This is a genomic window from Paenibacillus sp. FSL R7-277 (assembly GCF_000517965.1).
GTDB classification, from domain to species: domain Bacteria; phylum Bacillota; class Bacilli; order Paenibacillales; family Paenibacillaceae; genus Paenibacillus_AQ; species Paenibacillus_AQ silagei.
Genome location: NZ_ASPX01000023.1, coordinates 14,015 through 31,377 on the forward strand (window position 1 = coordinate 14,015; position 17,363 = coordinate 31,377).

Sequence of the window (17,363 nt, forward strand, 5' to 3'; positions counted from 1 at the left end):
TTATAGAGCTCCTTTCACGGCTTCAAGCTGGGGTGCGGATGATTTCGGTGCCGTGATTCTGGCATTCGCTGCAAGCTGCGCCTGACGCGATCCGGCCGGCCGCTGTGCCTTGTGGTCTGCGATCAGCTGCAGGAAGCGGTCGAACAGATAACTGCTGTCAAGCGGTCCCGGCGCCGCTTCCGGATGGTACTGCACCGAAAAAGCGGGGTAACGGGTATGCTTCAGTCCTTCAACGGTCTTGTCATTGTTATTGATATGGGTAACTTCCAGGTCTGTGCTGGCAATGGATTCCTCATTCACTGTGTACCCATGATTCTGGGAGGTGATGAAGCAGCGTCCGCTCTCCAGCTCTTTCACCGGATGGTTCCCGCCGCGATGGCCGAACTTGAGCTTCTCAGTGTCGGCGCCGCAGGCCAGGGCGAACAGCTGGTGTCCCAGGCAGATGCCGAAGATCGGGTATTCGCCGAGCAGCTCGGAGATTGTCTGTACCGCATAAGGCACATCCTTCGGGTCTCCAGGGCCATTCGAGAGCTGAATGCCGTCAGGGTTCAGGCGGCGGATCTCGTCTGCGGTGACATCATGAGGGACAACCACCACATCACAGCCACGGTTGTTCAGCTCGCGCAGAATACCGGTCTTAGCGCCGTAATCGACCAGCACGATGCGTTCTTTGGTGCCCGGGCTGCTGTAGGCTGCTGTAGTTGAGGTACGTGCAACCTGATTGCGCAGCTCTTCAATGGTCGTGTCACCCATCATCTCCATCAATTCTTCCACACGCTTGTTCGAAGTGGTGAGGATTGCCTTCATGGTGCCATAGTGGCGGATAATGCGGGTAAGCATACGGGTATCAATCTCGCTGATGCCGGGAATGTCATATTCCTTCAGCAGATCGTCTACACTGTATTCAGCACGCCAGTTGCTGGGTACGGATTCGTGACGCCGCACAACAAAGCCGTGTACAAAAGGGCGAACGGACTCGAAGTCATCACGGGTAATACCGTAATTCCCGATCAGCGGATACGTCATGGTGACGATCTGCCCACAGTACGAAGGGTCCGATAGTACCTCCTGATAGCCTGTAATTCCTGTGTTAAAAACAACCTCGCCCGTCTTCTCGCCTTCCGCGCCAAATGCGGTGCCTGTAAACAGTGTTCCGTCCTGAAGCAGCAATCTCGCCTGCATGCCTTCCACTCCTTCTTGTTTCTGTAGTCTGATTCTTATGTCACAGCCATGCAGCCGGGCTGCATGGGCTACTGCTTACTTCTGTTAAGCCTCACTCCATACGGCTCTGCCGTCTACCCAGGTCTTCACCGGCCAGCCCTTAAGCTTCCATCCGGTAAAAGGTGTATTGCGACCGTTGCTCGCAAACGTGGCCGGGTCTACTTCCTTCTCTTCATTCAAGTCAATCAGGGTCAGATCGGCAGGCGCCCCAACGGTAAGGCTGCCTGTATTCAGTCTGAACACCCGGGCCGGATCAGCGGTCATCCGCTGCACCAGCAGGGACAGATCCCATTTGCCTGTGGCCACAAAAGCGGTATACAGCAGCGGGAAGGCCGTCTCAAAGCCGACGATGCCAAACGGTGCAAGCTGCATGCCTTTGGCTTTCTCTTCCTCGCTGTGCGGGGCATGGTCGGTCACGATGATATCCAGCGTGCCGTCCAGCAGCCCTTCAATGCAGGCCTCGACGTCACGGCGCGAGCGCAGCGGCGGGTTCATTTTCCAATTGGCGTCCATGCCCGGAATATCCTCCTCCGAGAGCAGCAGATGATGCGGGCACACCTCGGCGGTCACCTTAATGCCGATTTGCTTCGCCTGGCGGATCAGCCGGACCGATTGCTCGGTGCTGACATGGCACACATGATAGTGAACACCCGTTGCTTCAGACAGCAGAATGTCACGGCCTACATGAATGGCTTCCGACTCGTTCGGAATTCCCTTCAGGCCATGCTTGTCGGCAAAAGTGCCTTCGGCTACCGGCGCTCCTTCCACCAGGGAGTTATCCTCACAGTGGGCAATCACCGGCATATCCAGTCCCTTCGCCAGCTTCATCGCATCCTTCATCATCTGCGCGCTCTGTACGCCTACGCCGTCATCGGTGAAGCCGATCGCTCCCGCTTCCTTCAGTGCCGCAAAATCCGTCAGCTCGCGTCCCAGCTCATTCTTGGTAATGGCCGCGTAAGGCAGCACCTTCACAAGCCCTGCTTCACGTGCCTTGTCCTTCACGAGCTGTACGATCTCTGCACTGTCAGTTACCGGGCGTGTATTCGGCATGCAGGCAATCGATGTGAATCCGCCTTTGGCTGCCGAACGTGCACCGGTCTCAATCGTTTCCTTATGCTCGAACCCCGGTTCACGTAAGTGCACATGCATATCGATCAGTCCCGGAATCAGCAGCTTACCATCCGCTTCAACGGTCTCTCCGGCTTCTTCTACCGCCTCGGCGGCATCCTGAATCTTCGAGATAACTCCGTCCTGCACAACAATATGCTTGCGCTCCAGCACGCCTTCTTCGTTCAGTACACTGGCATTTTTGATGATCACGGTTAGGATTCTCCTTTGTGCCTTCCGGCCGCAGCCGTAAGCTCTGTAGTTATTATATAATAAAAATTCATCTTTGTGTATATTTATTAATACGCTTATGTGAGGTTTTTTTCTGCTACTGCAGCGCCCGCTCCATGACAGCCATCCGTACCGGCACTCCGTTCGCCATCTGCGGGAAAATCCGGGACTGGCTGCTCTCCACCACCGCATCGTCGATCTCCACATTGCGGTTGACCGGCGCCGGGTGCATGATGATCGTTGCCGGGTCCAGCCTCGATGCCCGTTCCTCGGTCAGCCCGAAGTGCTCCCGGTACTGCTCGGCTGATAAAATAATGCCCGAAGCATGCCGCTCCAGCTGCACTCTCAGCATCATGACCACATCCGCTTTCAGCGCTTCTTCCATAGACACATATGGAGCGTAGGCCGCAAGCTCAGGAGCCTGCATATTTGCCGGTGCGCAGAACTGCACGCTTGCCCCCATTTTGGTGAGTGCCCAGAGATTGGACCGCGCTACCCGGCTGTGCATAATATCCCCGATAATCGAGACCTTCAGGCCCTTCAGTCCGCCAAAATGCTTGCGCATCGTGTACAGGTCCAGCAGCGCCTGCGTCGGATGCTCGTTGTTGCCGTCCCCGGCATTGATCAGCGGAACGCCTACCTTCTCGGCAAGCTGCTGCAGTACCCCGGCTGGCTTCAGCCGGACCACTCCGGCATCGATGCCCATCGACTCTAGTGTGCGCACTGTGTCGTAGATGGACTCGCCCTTCTCGACACTGGAGGCCGCAGCCGTGAAGTTCAGTACTTGCACACCCAGGCGTTTCTCGGCCATTTCGAAGGAAAAGCGGGTTCTCGTACTATTCTCGAAGAACATATTGGCAACAAAATGGGCTCTCAGCACCGGCGTGAGCTTCTCGCTCTGATTATCCCAGTAGGCTGTTCTGTCTAACAGCTGGGTAATCTCCGACTCCGCCAGCTCCTTCATCCCCAGCAGACTGCGTTCCTTCACCTTAGTTGCCGTCATCATTGTTATCGTTCCTCCCGGTTTGAAATAATGTACACCTCGTCCTTGCCGTCGTATTCGCTCAGGGACACTTCAATCTGCTCATGCCTGGAGGTGGGTACGTTCTTGCCGATATAGTCGGGGCGGATCGGCAGCTCCCGGTGGCCGCGGTCAGCCAGTACAGCCAGTTGGATCATCCGGGGCCGTCCGCAATCCATCAGCGCATCCATTGCCGCGCGGATGGTTCTTCCGGTGTACAGTACATCGTCGAACAGGATCACTTTCTTGTCCCGGGTGCCGCTGGTGCCCGGAGGCAGGATCAGGTTGCTGTTGACAACCGTCTTGTCCATCGCTTCCCGGTTGTTCCCGCCGCCTTCGCGGTCATCGCGGTAATGGGTAATGTCCAGCTCCCCGTAAGGGATGTCTACGCCCTCAATTTCCTTAATGCGCTCCGCGATCCGCTGAGCCAGGTAGATGCCGCGGGTCCGGATGCCGACCAGTAGGCAATTCTCGATACCCTTGTTTTTCTCCAAAATCTCATGTGCAATGCGTGACAGTGCCCGGCGAATCGCCGTTTCGTCCATAATGACATTTTTTTCAGTAACCATCCTCTTTGCCATCCCCCTGCTTGATCGCCTGTTCAAGTTCCCCGGATAAACTAAAAAACTCCTTGCCCAAAGCAGGCAAGGAGTGAAATCCGCAGATTCAAAAAGATGGCGTGTCCGCGCGCATAAAAAGACCCTCCGTACTCCTACGGATTCCTTCTTTCATGACGCGAACCTCGATTCACGTTACCTTGCCAGCCTCACGGGACTGAATTAAAGGCGCTATTCAACTATAGGGAATTATGACAGATGGATGGGGGGATGTCAAATTATATTCGGGAGTGTGGGGGGAAGACGGTAACAGATAGGGAAAAGAAATTTAGGTGAAGGGCGCGGCTGCGGTGATTTTGGACTTTCGGTCGCTGTTGTCTCCAGATTTCTTGATTTAGACCGCTCTTCGCGGTGGAAATCCGGAGACAAAGGCGAACGCTATCGCTCCTGCAGTTTCAAAATCCCCTCCGCCGCTTCCACCTAAACGGTGCAAGGGACAAGGACTTGCCATCCCCCTTGGGGGAGGGGCAGGCAGTGGGGGCACTATAGCGCTGCGCTGATAGTACTTCGTAACAACTCCAAATACGAAGTGCGAAACCTCCCCTCCAACCTTTGGATAATTTTGTTCCTGCGCTCCCTCTGCTATGATGAAACTGGAGGCGAATACAATCATGAACATGGAGTTTGTTACTATAGAAGAATGGGATGAAGCGTGGTGGGGGCGGATGGAGCAGGTTTATCATGAGGCTTTTCCGAGCGGGGCTAAGACTAAGGGGATACTGCGCAGTATGCTGAACCGGGAGATTGGTTACTTACATGCGGGGGTGCATCAGGGGGTGGTTGTCGCGATGGCTGTTACGGGTGTTGTGGGACAAGCTGCGGACAAGATCCTGATTATCGATTACCTGGCGGTGGATAAGGCATTGCGCGGAGAGGGAACGGGGACCTGGATGCTGGAGCAGATCAAAGCTTGGGCTGTGCAGGAACACGGCATCCGGGGAATCATCATCGAAGCGGAATCGGGGGCTACGGCGTCGCATAAGGAACGTATTCATTTCTGGGAGCGAAACGGGTTCGTCCTGACCTCTTATGTGCATCAATATCGAATGGTACCGGAGCCTTATCAGGCCATGATGCTGCCGCTGGGTGAACCGGGGAATGTGCCGGATGACGGCGAAGCGCTGTTTCGTTACATTAATGCTTTCCATCGGGTTGCTTACCGGAAAGGGTAGGCTGCACTGATGCTCTACTGATGCTCTAATGTTGCACATTATGCAGGAATTCTCCCGCTCCTGTGTGCTGCTGGGCCAATTGTTGCAGTTTTTGCAGGATTCATGCCAAAGATTCATCATCACCGAATGGAATGTTGTAAAAAGTGCAGGATTTGCGTGTCCGGGCTTGGTTTGAGCGGTGCGAGGTTGCAATTTGTGCAACAAATTGGGGCGGGTGGCCAGGCAGGCCGGGCGATCACCATAGTAAATAGACGGTGACAAATAAAAACCGCCGCAGATTGCTCTGCAGCGGCTCCCATTCAAACCAAAACTTAAAATTCAAATTCAACGTCGCTCAGACGTCTTTGGATTTCGGAGATGACACGCTTCTCCTCTTCCTCACCCTTGGCCACGAAGGTCACGGAGAAACGCACGAACGCGCCGGCATCATCCCAAGGCACGGTGGAGATGAGCTTCTCGCGGATCAGGAACTGCGAGAAATCCTCGCCGGATTCGAAACGGCGTCCGCCCTTGACGCCCTTAGGTGCGGCTACATACAGGAAGAAGGAGCCCTTCGGCTTCTCGGCCTTGAAGCCCAGGCTGTTCAGCGCATCCACCAGCATGTTGTGGCGGCGGGAGTATTTGGCGGCAATCGCTTCGGTAATCTCAGGATGAGAGAGGCCGTAAGCGGCAGCTTTTTGAATGGCGATGAACTGGCCGGAATCATTGTTGTCCTTCACATCACTGAACGCCTTCACGATCAGCGGGTTGCCGGCCACGAAGCCGATTCTCCAGCCGGTCATGTTGTAGGACTTGGACAGGGAGTGCAGCTCAACGCCAACATCCTTGGCACCAGGCACGGACAGGAAGCTCAGCGGCTTCACGCCGTCATACGTTAGTGCAGCATAAGGTGCGTCATGGATGACGACTACATCATATTTTTTGGCCCAGGCCACTACTTCGCTGAAGAATTCAGGGGTGGCACTTGCACCGGTAGGGTTGTTCGGATAATTGAGGTAGAGCAGCTTCGCCTTGCGGGCTACCTCTTCAGGAATGGAGCTCAGGTCAGGCAGGAAGTTGTTCTCCTTCTTCAGCTCCACAGAGTAGACTTGTCCTCCCAGATACTTGGTATGGGTGCCCAGCACCGGATAACCCGGAATGGTCATGATCGTGATATCGCCCGGATTAATGAATACGGATGGCAGCATAGCCAGCGCAGGCTTCGAACCGATGGAATGCACGATTTCCGTTACAGGGTCAATTCCGTCCACCTGAAAAACTTCCTTAAGATACACAGCCGCAGCCGCCTTAAATTCAGGAATACCGTTATCGGAGTAACCGCGGTTCTCTTCCTTAGCCGCTTCCAGCGCAAGTCTGGACACAATGCCTTCATCTGCCATTTCGTCCGGCTCACCGACGCCCATGTCGATCAGTTCAATGTTCGGAAAATCCTGCTTCGCCGAAGCTTTGGCGCGCTTGATTTTCTCAAATTTGTAGATGGAGGTGTCCTTGCCGTATCCTTCGCCGCCGATGCGGTCTGCAAAATTCGTCTGAATGAATGTCGCCTGATATTGTTCAATGCTCATAATCTTCTATTCATCTCCTGGGCCTATATTGTGAAGCTATGCTCTTAATATGACGCAAATCCGGCCTGTGTACCATGGATTTATAATCTATTGATTTGTACTTATCTGCTGCGCAGCGTAAATAGAAGCTCTTCCATATCCGCCGGAATCGGTGCGCTGAACTCCTTGTACTCGCCTGTAGAAGGATGTACAAAACCGAGTACCGCTGCATGAAGGGCTTGTCCGTTCATAGTAGTTCCCTTGCTGCGCCCGTAGACCGGATCACCCACCAGCGGATGGCCGATGAATTTCATGTGAACACGGATCTGGTGCGTGCGTCCTGTCTCAAGCTGAAGCTCCAGCAGTGTGCAGTCACCGAACCGCTCCAGCACGGTAAAATGCGTCACGGAGCGCTTGCTGTTCTTCTCGGTTACGGTATACAGCTTGCGGTCATGCGGATCACGGCCGATTGGAGCATCTACGGTTCCCTTGTCATGAGACAGATTGCCGTGCACCACTGCGATATAGCGGCGAGTCACGCTGTGCTCCTTAAGCTGGGCGGACAGCGAAGCATGACTGGCGTCATTCTTGGCCGCCATAATCAGACCAGAGGTATCCTTGTCGATCCGGTGGACAATGCCTGGACGAATCTCGCCGTTAATACCGGACAGATCCTTGCAGTGATACATCAGCGCATTGACCAGAGTGCCGGAGGGATGCCCTACTGCCGGATGCACGACCATGCCGCGCGCCTTGTTCACCACAATCACATCACTGTCTTCATAAGCCACTTCAATTGGAATATCCTGTGCGATCAGGTCCGTAACCTCGGGTTCCGGCACCGTAACGGTTACCTTATCGCCTTCATTCAGCTTGTAGTTCGCTTTGACCGGCGAGCCGTTCACCACAACATGGCCGCTGCCGATCCATAGCTGAACCTGGGAGCGCGAGATCTCGTCTTCCAAGGCCTCTGTAACGTATTTATCAATCCGCTCCCGCGCATTGCCCTCGGCAACGATCCATTCGGTGACGTCTCTTTCTTCCTCGAGGGCGCCTGAATCCGCCAGCTCTGTGACGTCTTTGTTCAAATCATTCATTCCCTTCTTTGACTTCCTGTGATTCCTTCACCTCGGTGACTTCCTGTTCGCCCTTCACTTCCAGCAGCGTGTCCAGAATAATCAGACCCACCCCGACCACGATACAGGAATCGGCCACGTTGAAGATCGGGAACGTATAGCTTCCGAAATTGAACATGAGGAAATCCACAACCTCACCGTTAAGAATCCGGTCCAGGAAGTTACCGATCGCTCCGCCAAGGACAAGCGCCAGCGCGGTAGGCAGCAGCTTGCGGGTCTTGCGGGCCTTGTCCAGGTACCAGACGATTCCGCATACAACGATTACTGTAATCACAATGAAGAACCACTGCTGCCCCTCCAGAATTCCGAAGGCGGCTCCACGATTGCGGTGTGACGTAATAATGAAGAAATCCTTGATTACCGGAATTTGCTCTGCGAGCTCCAGCCGGGTGGCAATCAGATATTTGGTACCCTGGTCAATCAGAAATACAATTAGCGCAATCAGAAAGTACACCACAGAAGTTGTCACTCCGTTCTTATTTTTCCCGCGGCTACGCGGTACGAATACTGTATAAAGACTTGTATATTGTAGCACAGGCCTCAAGAACCCGTCTATTGCATGACCAGGTAAGCCGGTTAAGGCAGGGCACTATTTGCCATCGCTAAAAAAGGGCCCCGGAGGCCAAGCTATCCGTACAAGCGGAACCGGCTTTGCCATCCTTTTAAAGGACGGTACCGTTTCAGCGATTAGCTACCGAAAGGAGCTCACAGCAATGAGCCATCTGACACCACAGCAGCTCTCCGGGCTGCGTACTGCTCTCCTGCAGCAGCAGGAGGATATCAAGCACAGGCTAAGCAATAGCGGACAATACGGACTGCAGGAGGCTATGCGGGACAACACCGGCGAGCTGTCCGAAATCGATAACCATCCCGGCGATGCTGCCACAGAGCTGTATAACCGTTCCATGGATATCTCCCTGCTGGAGCGCGATGAGCATGAGCTGGACGATATTGAATCCGCCCTGCGGGCGATGGACGAAGGAACCTACGGCATCTGCATCGCCAGCGGCGAACCGATTCCTTATGAGCGCCTGGCCGCCCTTCCCTCCACCCGCTACACGAAAGAGCATGCTCCCCGCCAGAGTGCTCCATTCACCCGTCCGGCCGAGGAAGAGCTGCTGTCTCCGCCGTTTGGCCGTACCAGTCTGGATGAGCGGGACGACCAGAACGGCTTCGATGGCGAGGATGCCTGGCAGATCGTGGAGAGCTGGGGCAACTCGGATTCACCGGCCATGGGAGAAGGGAACAACATCGGCTCCTACAATGATATGGAGATCGAAGCGGACGAAACCGAGGGCTTCGTGGAGCCCTGGGAGAATTTCGTGGCCACCGACATTTCGGGCAATCATCTGATGATTATCAAGGGCAACAGCTACCGTCATTACATGGACGACGAGGAGGGCGACTACCTGCTTGACCCGACTCGAAAAGAACGGAAATAGATCAGCTGGCACAGCAAATGAGCACAAACCATGCCCAGCTAATGTTGCTTGGCAATGGTTAGGAATGATCCGATGAGAGAGTTGGAGAGGCTTAATTGCACTTTGTACAACTAAAACATCTGATTCATACGCGATATCCCGTTTAGTTGCATTCCGTACATTTAAAAAGCCTTGTACTCTAAGTTCGGGTCTCTTTAGGCAAATTTAGTTGTACAGATTACAGTTATCCGTTTAAAACAGGCTATTTTGCTGCATTTAGGTGTACATTTTACAACTATCCCTGTGCTTGTCTTGGAACCCTGCTTCACTTCCTACTAATCGCAAAACCCCACCATTGTGGGGTTATTTCAGGTTCAGCGCCGCTCAGAACGTCTTCAGCTCCAGCTGATGCTGGACAATCCGTACAATGTCTGCGATATAATCGCCGATGATCGGCAGATTCAGCGCACCCAGCACCTGAAGCACATAAATAATCGTCGCTGCAAAAAAAGTGAACCCGAGCGCAATCCCCAGCCCCCTGGCCGTTCCGGAGAGAATGTTCAGCCAGATCAGCCGGAACGGGGAATGCAGCAGCTCGGTATATTCCGAGATTCGTGACTTCTCCATCTGTTGAGCCAGACTCGTGGTTATCCGGTACAGGGCGTTCAGCTTCTCTTCCGGGGGAAGATCGGCCGGATCGACGGCTGCTGTGACAGTCACTGTAGGCTTAGGATCGGAAGAAGCAGCTGGCTGACTTTTCTCAGGATATTCTGCGCCCGGATCTGTCTTGCCCGATGGTTGGCCTGCTCCAGAATGCGTGGGCTGCTGCTCATGCTGTGCTTCCTCCCTGTTATTCCCTCTGTCCGTGGTTCTGATCGAAATTCTTCCCGGCCCTTCCGGCTGCTTCGGCTGCTCCGCAGGAATCTTCCCGTTGTTCGATCCGCCCATGCCCCTGCACCTCCTGTTGTCTATAAGCCGCAAAACAAACGAGCCCGGTCAAAGAGAATTCTCTCTTCAAGCACAGGGCTCGTCATTTGCATTCTAACCCGTGGAAACTTTTCCTTTGCGGCTAGTATATGCCATACATGGACAAGTAATGCAGGAAATGCGCGGCCGCTCCGGAGTTAAGCGCCGATATGAATACCGATGCTCTTGCCGCCGGCATCCACGGTCTCATAGGTATAATCTCCGTCAAAATCAACCGTAGTCACTAGTACATTCTCACGCAGCACATGCTCGAATGCGGTCACCGCCGCCTTCAGCTCGTCATCGACATGCAGGGTCAACGCAACCCGCTTGTCGATCGGCAGATCCAGACGTTTGCGGTAATCCTGCACCGCACGTACGACTTCGCGTACCCAGCCTTCCTGTACCAGCTCCGGCGTGATTTCCGTGTTCAAGGCCACTGTCAGTCCATAGCCGGAAGCGGAGGCAAAGCCTGGTTTGGCCTGCTTCTCAACCAGCAGCTCCTCGGACGTAATCTGCAGCTCTTCTCCGTCCGGTGACACAATGGCGATAACGCCTTCTTGCACTGCTTTGCGGGTAGCGTCACTATCCATCGCTTTGAGGAAGCCCTGCAGGAAGCCAACGCTCTTGCCGTATTTCTTACCTGCCACCTTCAGGTTCAGCTTCAGGGTGAAGTCTACGAAGCCGCTGTCGCTGTGCTCGATGACGATATTCTTGACGTTGATCTCTTCTTTGATCAGCTCTTCATAATCCGCCACGTTGAAGTCGTCCGGAGTGGAGGCAATCAGCTCGGACAACGGCTGGCGGGTCTTGATGCCGCTCTCGTTGCGGACGTTACGGGCCAGCTCGACGATGCCGCGGGCATACTCCATATCTTTTTCCAGAGCAAGGTCGATCAGGTTCTCATCCGCTGCCGGATAGTCTGCCAGATGCACACTCTCTCCGCCGCCCAGGTTCGTGAAGATATCCTCGGACAGCATCGGGGTGAATGGAGCCATCAGCTTGGCAGTGGTCAGCAGGACATGCGTAAGGGTGCGGTAAGCATCCAGCTTCTCTTCGCCCAGCCCGCTGCCCCAGAACCGGTCACGGGAACGGCGGATGTACCAGTTGCTCAGCTCATCCACGAAGTTCTCAATAGCCTTGGAGGTATTCACGAAGTCGTTCACGGCCAGCCCTTTATCCACCAGCACGATCAGGCTGTTCAGGCGGGACAGAATCCAGCGGTCTAGCTTATGCTCTGACACCTTGAACGGATGATCCGCAGGATCATAGCCGTCGATTCCGGCATACAGCGTAAGGAAGGCATGCGTGTTCACCAGAGTGTCCACTACCTTGGACTTCGTCTCCCCGACCAGACCGCGCGAGAACCGCTTGTTGTTCCACGGCGCACTGTCAGACAGAATGGCCCAGCGGAAGGCATCCGTTCCGTATTCGTTCATGATCTCCCAAGGGTCGATGACATTGCCTTTGGATTTGGACATCTTCTGGCCGTTCTCATCGAAAATATGGCCATGGGCGATAACCGCCTTGTACGGCGCCTTCCCTGTGAACAGGGTCGATACTGCCAGCAGGCTGTAGAACCAGCCGCGCGTCTGGTCGATCCCTTCGCAGATCATATCTGCCGGATACTGGTCCTCGAACCGGTCTTGATTCTCGAACGGGTAATGACTCTGGGCGAACGGCATCGAGCCGCTGTCGAACCAGACGTCGATCACTTCCGGGGTGCGGACCATGACGCCGCCTTCGCTGAACGGGCTGCGCAGCTGGATATTATCCACATACGGCTTATGCAGCTCGATATCCTCAGCGACCTCGCCGATGGCCATCGCTCTCAGCTCGGCGATGCTGTGCGGTGCGAATTCCTTGCCGGTATCCTGGCAGACCCATACGTTAAGCGGTGTACCCCAGTAGCGGTTACGGCTGATATTCCAGTCCACCAGCTCCTCCAGGAACTTGCCGAAGCGGCCTTCGCGCACATGGTCCGGGTACCAGTCCACACTGTTATTGTTGGCAATCAGCTGATCCTTGATTGCTGTCGTCTGGATGAACCAGCTGTCTGTTGCGTAATAGAGCAGCGGGGTGTCGCAGCGCCAGCAGAACGGATAGCTGTGCTCGTATTTCTCTTTGTGGTAGAGCAGGCCGCGTTCAGACAGCACCTTCACGATATCAAGGTCACAGTCCTTCACGAACCGTCCGGCAAAATCACTCACTACATCCGTGTATTTCCCGGAAGCATCCACTACATTCACGAAGCTGATCCCATTCTCGCGGCAGCTCTTATAGTCGTCTTCCCCGTGAGCCGGAGCCATATGTACGATCCCGGTACCGCTGGAGTCCGTTACAAAAGAGGCTCCGACAATCACATTATGCTTCTCTGCCTTGATATAACCGAACGGCGGTGTGTAGCTCTGGCCGATAAAGTCAGCGCCTGTGTGTGTAGACAGGATGGTGTACTCGCCCTTCAATACTTCGTCCACCAGATTCTTAGCCAGTACATACACGCCGTCTTCCTGCTGCGCACGCACATATTCCATAGCCGGATTCATCGCCAGCGCCATGTGCGCCGGAAGCGTCCAAGGCGTAGTCGTCCAGGCCAGCACATAGTCGCCGCTGCCGTCCAGCTTGAACTTGGCGGTGGCACTCAGATCCTTAACGGTCTTATACCCCTGGGCTACTTCATGGGAGCTGAGGGTCGTCTGGCAGCTCGGGCAGTACGGGCTAACGCGGTGACCCCGGTACATCAGGCCTTTTTCATGAACCGTAGCCAGGATGTTCCACACGCTCTCGATATACGTATTGTCCAGCGTTACATACGGATGATCCAGATCTGTCCAGTAGCCGATCGCTTCCGTGAACTCGCGCCACTGCTTCTCATAGCCGAATACACTTTCCTTACATTCCTTGATGAACTTCTCCACACCATATTCTTCGATATCCTGCTTGCCGGAGATGCCGAGCTTCTTCTGCACCCCGAGCTCTACCGGCAGGCCGTGCGTATCCCAGCCCGCTTTGCGGATGACGCGGAAGCCCTTCATGGTCTGATAGCGGCCGATAAAATCCTTGATGACCCGGCCCAGCACGTGCCCGATATGCGGCACCCCGTTCGCGGTCGGCGGCCCTTCATAGAACACATAGTTCGGGCGTCCCTCGCGGTTCTTCATAGAGCGGCGGAATGTGTCCTCCTCGCTCCACTTTTTCAAGATCCGGACATCTCTGGCCCGGGCTTTTTCTTTGACGTCTACCTTATGCATGATGGTCAATCCCTTCGTTTAGTCTTAAACTGTATTCGGATATTATCCGAGCCTTCTTCTTTTAAAAAAGATTTAAAACTTTAAAAATTTTCGATCCCTCCCAAACCCTCCCTTCGCCAAGGGAGGGCCCCAAGGGCGCTGCCCTCTGGACACCCGAAATAAATGCATCGCGCGAGGAGCAGGGTCAGTGGACGGGAAGGATTACTTCGGCGGAGTCCTCGGCCCTTCTTAGGCTGCACCGACGGGTACGCCTGCGGGGCCTTAACTACGCTAGGGCACCACCGGGCTCCCGCCCGGGGGCCTTGCCGTTGGCTCTTGGGCCACCCGGCCCGCGAACCCGGAGGGCAGCACTGGACGGGGGGCTTGCCGTTCATTCTTGGGCCACCCGGCCCGCGATCCCGGAGGGCAGCTACTTGGCCGGGGGGGCTTGCCGTTAGCGCTGTTGAGGCCCCGCAGGCGTACCCGATAGGGGAGCCTAAGAAGGGCTGGTCCTTCCGCCAACAGAGTCCATTCCCTTCCGCCCACGCCACTCTTTCCACGGAGCACTTGTTGCGGGTGTCCAGAGGGCGGCCAGCCCTTGGGGTCCCCCTTGGAAGGGGGATTTAGGGGGATCTCTGACGATTTAGGGGGATGCCCAACACACAAATAAACGCCGCCCCGCCCCCAAAGGGGCGAGACAGCGCTCGCGATACCACCCTAATTTGTACTGCACGCACATCCTAAGGGTGTGGATTCAGTACAATCTCAGTCCGCAGGCAATAGACAACCTGGCGGGTCCGGGATAACGTCCGGCAGACGGCGGAGCCTACGCACGTATACACGCTTCAGCTTAGCTTCTAGGGGAGGATCTTCGGGTAAGGCGTGAACGATCGGCTCGCAGCAAGCACCGACTCTCTGGAGAACGTTACCTTATCGTACTTGTCCCGTCATCGAATTTAGATTCAATGGATACAGATATGTTCTAGTTATAGACGTTTTCTCCCCAATTGTCAAGGCGGATTACAACAGCAGGTCCCAGCTCAGCGGGGTGCCGACGGGCAGATCGGTTCTGAGGCGTTTGCCGAGGAGCAGATCATAGTATTTGGGCGCAAGGCCGTAGCCGGGGCGGATGACTTTGATGTTATCCGCAGTGAGCAGGTCTCCGGCCTTGATGTCCTTGGAGGTATAGACAGACCGTCTGAATTGCAGGGATTTCTCTTCTTCGGGGGTGGGACCGATGGAGATACCCCCGAGTGCCCTCCAGGCCGTATCCGTCTCCCGGACTAGGGAAGCGAATTCTGCCGGCTCCAGGGAGAATGCAGCATCCACCCCGCCTTCCGCACGGTTCAGGGTGAAATGCTTTTCGATCACCGTACTGCCCAGCGCCACGCTTGCCACAGCGGCCCCTACGCCCAGGGTATGGTCGGACAGGCCCACCTGAGCACGGAAGATGTCGCGGAGATACGGAATGGTATTGAGGTTGGTATTCCCGGGCGAAGCAGGATAGCTGCTGGTGCATTTGAGCAGTATATATTCCTGGCAGCCTGCCCCGGTAATGGTGTGGACAGCCTGTTCAATATCGCCAAGCGAGGCCATCCCGGTGGATATAATCATCGGCTTCCCTTTGGAGGCCACCTTCCGCAATAAGGGAATATCATTATTTTCGAAAGAAGCAATCTTGTAGCAGTCGACACCGAGGGTCTCCAGGAATTCGAGCGAGGACTCATCGAACGGGGTACTGAACGGAATCATCCCGAGCGCCCTGCACGAAGCAAAGATAGGCTCATGCCACTCCCATGGTGTATACGCCTCAGCATACAACTCATACAGCGATTTTCCCTTCCACAGTCCGTTCGAATCCCCAATCATGAAATCCTTATTCTGCAGATTAAGCGTCATGGTGTCCGGCGTATAGGTCTGGATTTTGAACGCATGTGCGCCAGCCCGGGCGGCGGCCTTAACGATGTCGAGCGCGCGGTCCAGGGACTTATTATGATTACCGGACATCTCCGCGATGACAAAAGGCGGATGCCCGCTGCCGATGGTGCGGTTACCGATCCTGATTTCCTTCATGGCCTGTCGTTGCCTCCTCTGTCAGCCGTAGCCTGTGCTTCTCCCATTTCTCCCGGAATAGGGCCATCAAGACCACATCCACAGGCTGATGATTTCTGATCCGTTGCCTGCCTAGCCTGCCTTCCTCTATGAAGCCTAGCTTGTGGTGATAGGACAAGCTCCGCTGATTGAAATCCAGGATTTGCGCGCACACCTTATTTAGCTGCTCCAGCTGGAAAATATGCTCCAGCGCCAAGATTCCCATCATGGTGCCGGAGCCGGGGGGACAGCTCTTGTCCCCTATATAAAAGCCCCATTCACAGGTCTTGTGGACCCTGTCAATCTGTGAGAACTGCACGAAGCCTGCCGGTGTGTCCAGATAGTAACAGATTCGGACCACCCGGCTGGTATCCTCGGCTATAGCATGCATCCAGCTAAGATGCTCTTCCAGCGCAATGATCCCGTCATGATTCATATAGGGGCGGATGTGATCGGCATTGCGCCATTCCCATGTGAGCCGGCTATGCTCTTGCCCCAGCTTCTCAAGCCTATAGTCCCTTAAGTCTGCCATAGTCCCCTCCCATAATCCTGTCTATGACCTCATCCCATTTATCCTCGCCCATCAGGCGGAGCGCCTGCTCAGACATGGCCCGTACCTTGGACGGGTCGGCCAGCATAGCCTTAAGCCCCTGCTCAATGGCTTGAGCGGTCACCTCATTACTCTTCCCCAGGCAAAGTGCAGCCCCCTGCGCATGAACCAAGGCCGTGATCTCCCGCTGATTATCCGCCGTAATAATACATAGTGAAGGCAGGCCCAGGTAACAGCGCTCCCAGGTCGTACTTCCGCCTGCTCCGATGGAGAGGTCTGCCTTCTGCATCAAGTCTGCCATGTAATCAATCTGACAATGGAAGCTGGCCTGTGGCATCGAGTCACATAACGCTGCGATGTCATCCTTACGGCAGTTCATTCCGCCTGCTACGACATCCAGCTGCAGGTTAGCGAAGGCGGGACTTTGCAGGGCCTGTAAGGCTTTGAGGGTCTCACCCGTAGGATCTGTGCCGCCAAAAAACACCAGAACCCGGTTTATGCCTCCGTCCCGTTCAGCCAGCCCCAGCTTAGCCGCGCGGAATTCCGGCCGCAGCAGCGTATAGCAGGTGCCTGTCAATTCAATGCAGTAGGCGGGAAGCAGCCCCTGGTAGCGGTCCCGGGCAGCGGATGGATTGGGGTCCAGCAGCAGATCACACTCATGCGGGCGGTCCGCCAAATCGTCGATGGCCACGATCTTCTTCGCTGTCCCCTGCACCCATGCTTCCCACCGCTTATCAATCCCGTAATGGTCAACAATGAGGCAATCTATAGGAGCAGCCCCCTCCAGCCGCTGAACTGTCTGCAAGGCATCGGTCCGCCAATCCACCTGAAGCCAGAATGCGGCGTACGACGGATCATCCGGCGGCGGCAGCAGCTCCACCGCATAGCCCTGGCCCCTGATATAGTCAGCCAGATTCCCTGGCAGCTCGCGGCAAATGAACGAGACCTTCCCGCCCTTGGCGGCAAGCCCTCCCGCAAGTGTCAGGCAACGCATGACATGGCCCGTGCCCATTGAATACGAGGAATCGGCCCGAATCCATATATTCATCTGATTAG

The 17,363-nt window shown here is 55.2% G+C and carries 14 protein-coding genes; 2 read left to right on the top strand and 12 right to left on the bottom strand.

Annotated elements, in window-relative coordinates; all coding sequences use genetic code 11:
• The 4 genes from carA to pyrR all read right to left on the bottom strand — a co-directional run bounded on the left by carA (position 1) and on the right by pyrR (position 4,149).
• Positions 1–1,182 (bottom strand): glutamine-hydrolyzing carbamoyl-phosphate synthase small subunit, encoded by a 1,182-nt coding sequence (carA, locus tag C173_RS09155; protein WP_051477942.1) that lies wholly within the window; start codon positions 1,180–1,182, stop codon positions 1–3.
• 84 nt (positions 1,183–1,266) lie between these two features.
• On the bottom strand, positions 1,267–2,541 hold the full coding sequence (locus C173_RS09160; RefSeq protein WP_036724236.1) for a dihydroorotase: 1,275 nt from the start codon (positions 2,539–2,541) through the stop codon (positions 1,267–1,269).
• 115 nt (positions 2,542–2,656) lie between these two features.
• A complete protein-coding gene (locus C173_RS09165; RefSeq protein WP_036724237.1) occupies positions 2,657–3,565 on the bottom strand; it encodes an aspartate carbamoyltransferase catalytic subunit in 909 nt (302 codons plus the stop codon).
• A 2-nt stretch (positions 3,566–3,567) separates the two neighbouring features.
• Entirely contained in the window at positions 3,568–4,149 is a 582-nt protein-coding gene (gene pyrR, locus C173_RS09170; protein WP_036724239.1) for a bifunctional pyr operon transcriptional regulator/uracil phosphoribosyltransferase PyrR, read from the bottom strand.
• Between the two features lie 659 nt (positions 4,150–4,808).
• Between pyrR and C173_RS09175 the strand changes: the two genes are divergently transcribed.
• The gene (locus C173_RS09175) at positions 4,809–5,369 is read left to right on the top strand and encodes a GNAT family N-acetyltransferase (protein ID WP_051477943.1); all 561 of its coding nucleotides are present in this window, start codon (positions 4,809–4,811) and stop codon (positions 5,367–5,369) included.
• 311 nt (positions 5,370–5,680) lie between these two features.
• On the opposite strand, the gene C173_RS09180 is transcribed toward C173_RS09175, so the two are convergent.
• The 3 genes from C173_RS09180 to lspA form a co-directional block, all read right to left on the bottom strand.
• Entirely contained in the window at positions 5,681–6,934 is a 1,254-nt protein-coding gene (locus tag C173_RS09180) for an LL-diaminopimelate aminotransferase (protein WP_036724241.1), read from the bottom strand.
• Between the two features lie 101 nt (positions 6,935–7,035).
• On the bottom strand, positions 7,036–8,010 hold the full coding sequence (locus C173_RS09185; protein WP_036724243.1) for an RluA family pseudouridine synthase: 975 nt from the start codon (positions 8,008–8,010) through the stop codon (positions 7,036–7,038).
• Complete coding sequence (gene lspA, locus C173_RS09190) at positions 8,003–8,506, bottom strand: signal peptidase II (RefSeq protein ID WP_036724244.1); 504 nt, start codon at positions 8,504–8,506, stop codon at positions 8,003–8,005. Before lspA ends, C173_RS09185 begins: the two co-directional genes overlap by 8 nt.
• A 256-nt stretch (positions 8,507–8,762) precedes the next feature.
• On the opposite strand from lspA, the gene C173_RS09195 reads away from it, so the two are divergent.
• Positions 8,763–9,491 (top strand): TraR/DksA C4-type zinc finger protein, encoded by a 729-nt coding sequence (locus C173_RS09195; protein WP_036724245.1) that lies wholly within the window; start codon positions 8,763–8,765, stop codon positions 9,489–9,491.
• A gap of 363 nt (positions 9,492–9,854) precedes the next feature.
• On the opposite strand, the gene C173_RS09200 is transcribed toward C173_RS09195, so the two are convergent.
• From C173_RS09200 to pseG, 5 genes are all read right to left on the bottom strand, one after another.
• Positions 9,855–10,190 carry a DUF5665 domain-containing protein gene (locus C173_RS09200; protein ID WP_036724379.1) on the bottom strand — a complete coding sequence of 112 codons (336 nt, stop codon included), beginning with the start codon at positions 10,188–10,190 and terminating at the stop codon, positions 9,855–9,857.
• A gap of 404 nt (positions 10,191–10,594) precedes the next feature.
• Complete coding sequence (ileS, locus tag C173_RS09205; RefSeq protein ID WP_036724246.1) at positions 10,595–13,687, bottom strand: isoleucine--tRNA ligase; 3,093 nt, start codon at positions 13,685–13,687, stop codon at positions 10,595–10,597.
• 999 nt (positions 13,688–14,686) lie between these two features.
• Positions 14,687–15,739: a pseudaminic acid synthase gene (gene pseI / locus C173_RS09210; RefSeq protein WP_036724247.1), complete on the bottom strand. Its 1,053-nt coding sequence runs from the start codon at positions 15,737–15,739 to the stop codon at positions 14,687–14,689.
• Positions 15,717–16,289: a UDP-4-amino-4,6-dideoxy-N-acetyl-beta-L-altrosamine N-acetyltransferase gene (gene pseH / locus C173_RS09215; protein WP_036724248.1), complete on the bottom strand. Its 573-nt coding sequence runs from the start codon at positions 16,287–16,289 to the stop codon at positions 15,717–15,719. Before pseH ends, pseI begins: the two co-directional genes overlap by 23 nt.
• The gene (pseG, locus tag C173_RS09220) at positions 16,267–17,355 is read right to left on the bottom strand and encodes a UDP-2,4-diacetamido-2,4,6-trideoxy-beta-L-altropyranose hydrolase (RefSeq protein ID WP_036724380.1); all 1,089 of its coding nucleotides are present in this window, start codon (positions 17,353–17,355) and stop codon (positions 16,267–16,269) included. Before pseG ends, pseH begins: the two co-directional genes overlap by 23 nt.
• Positions 17,356–17,363 lie beyond the last annotated feature (8 nt).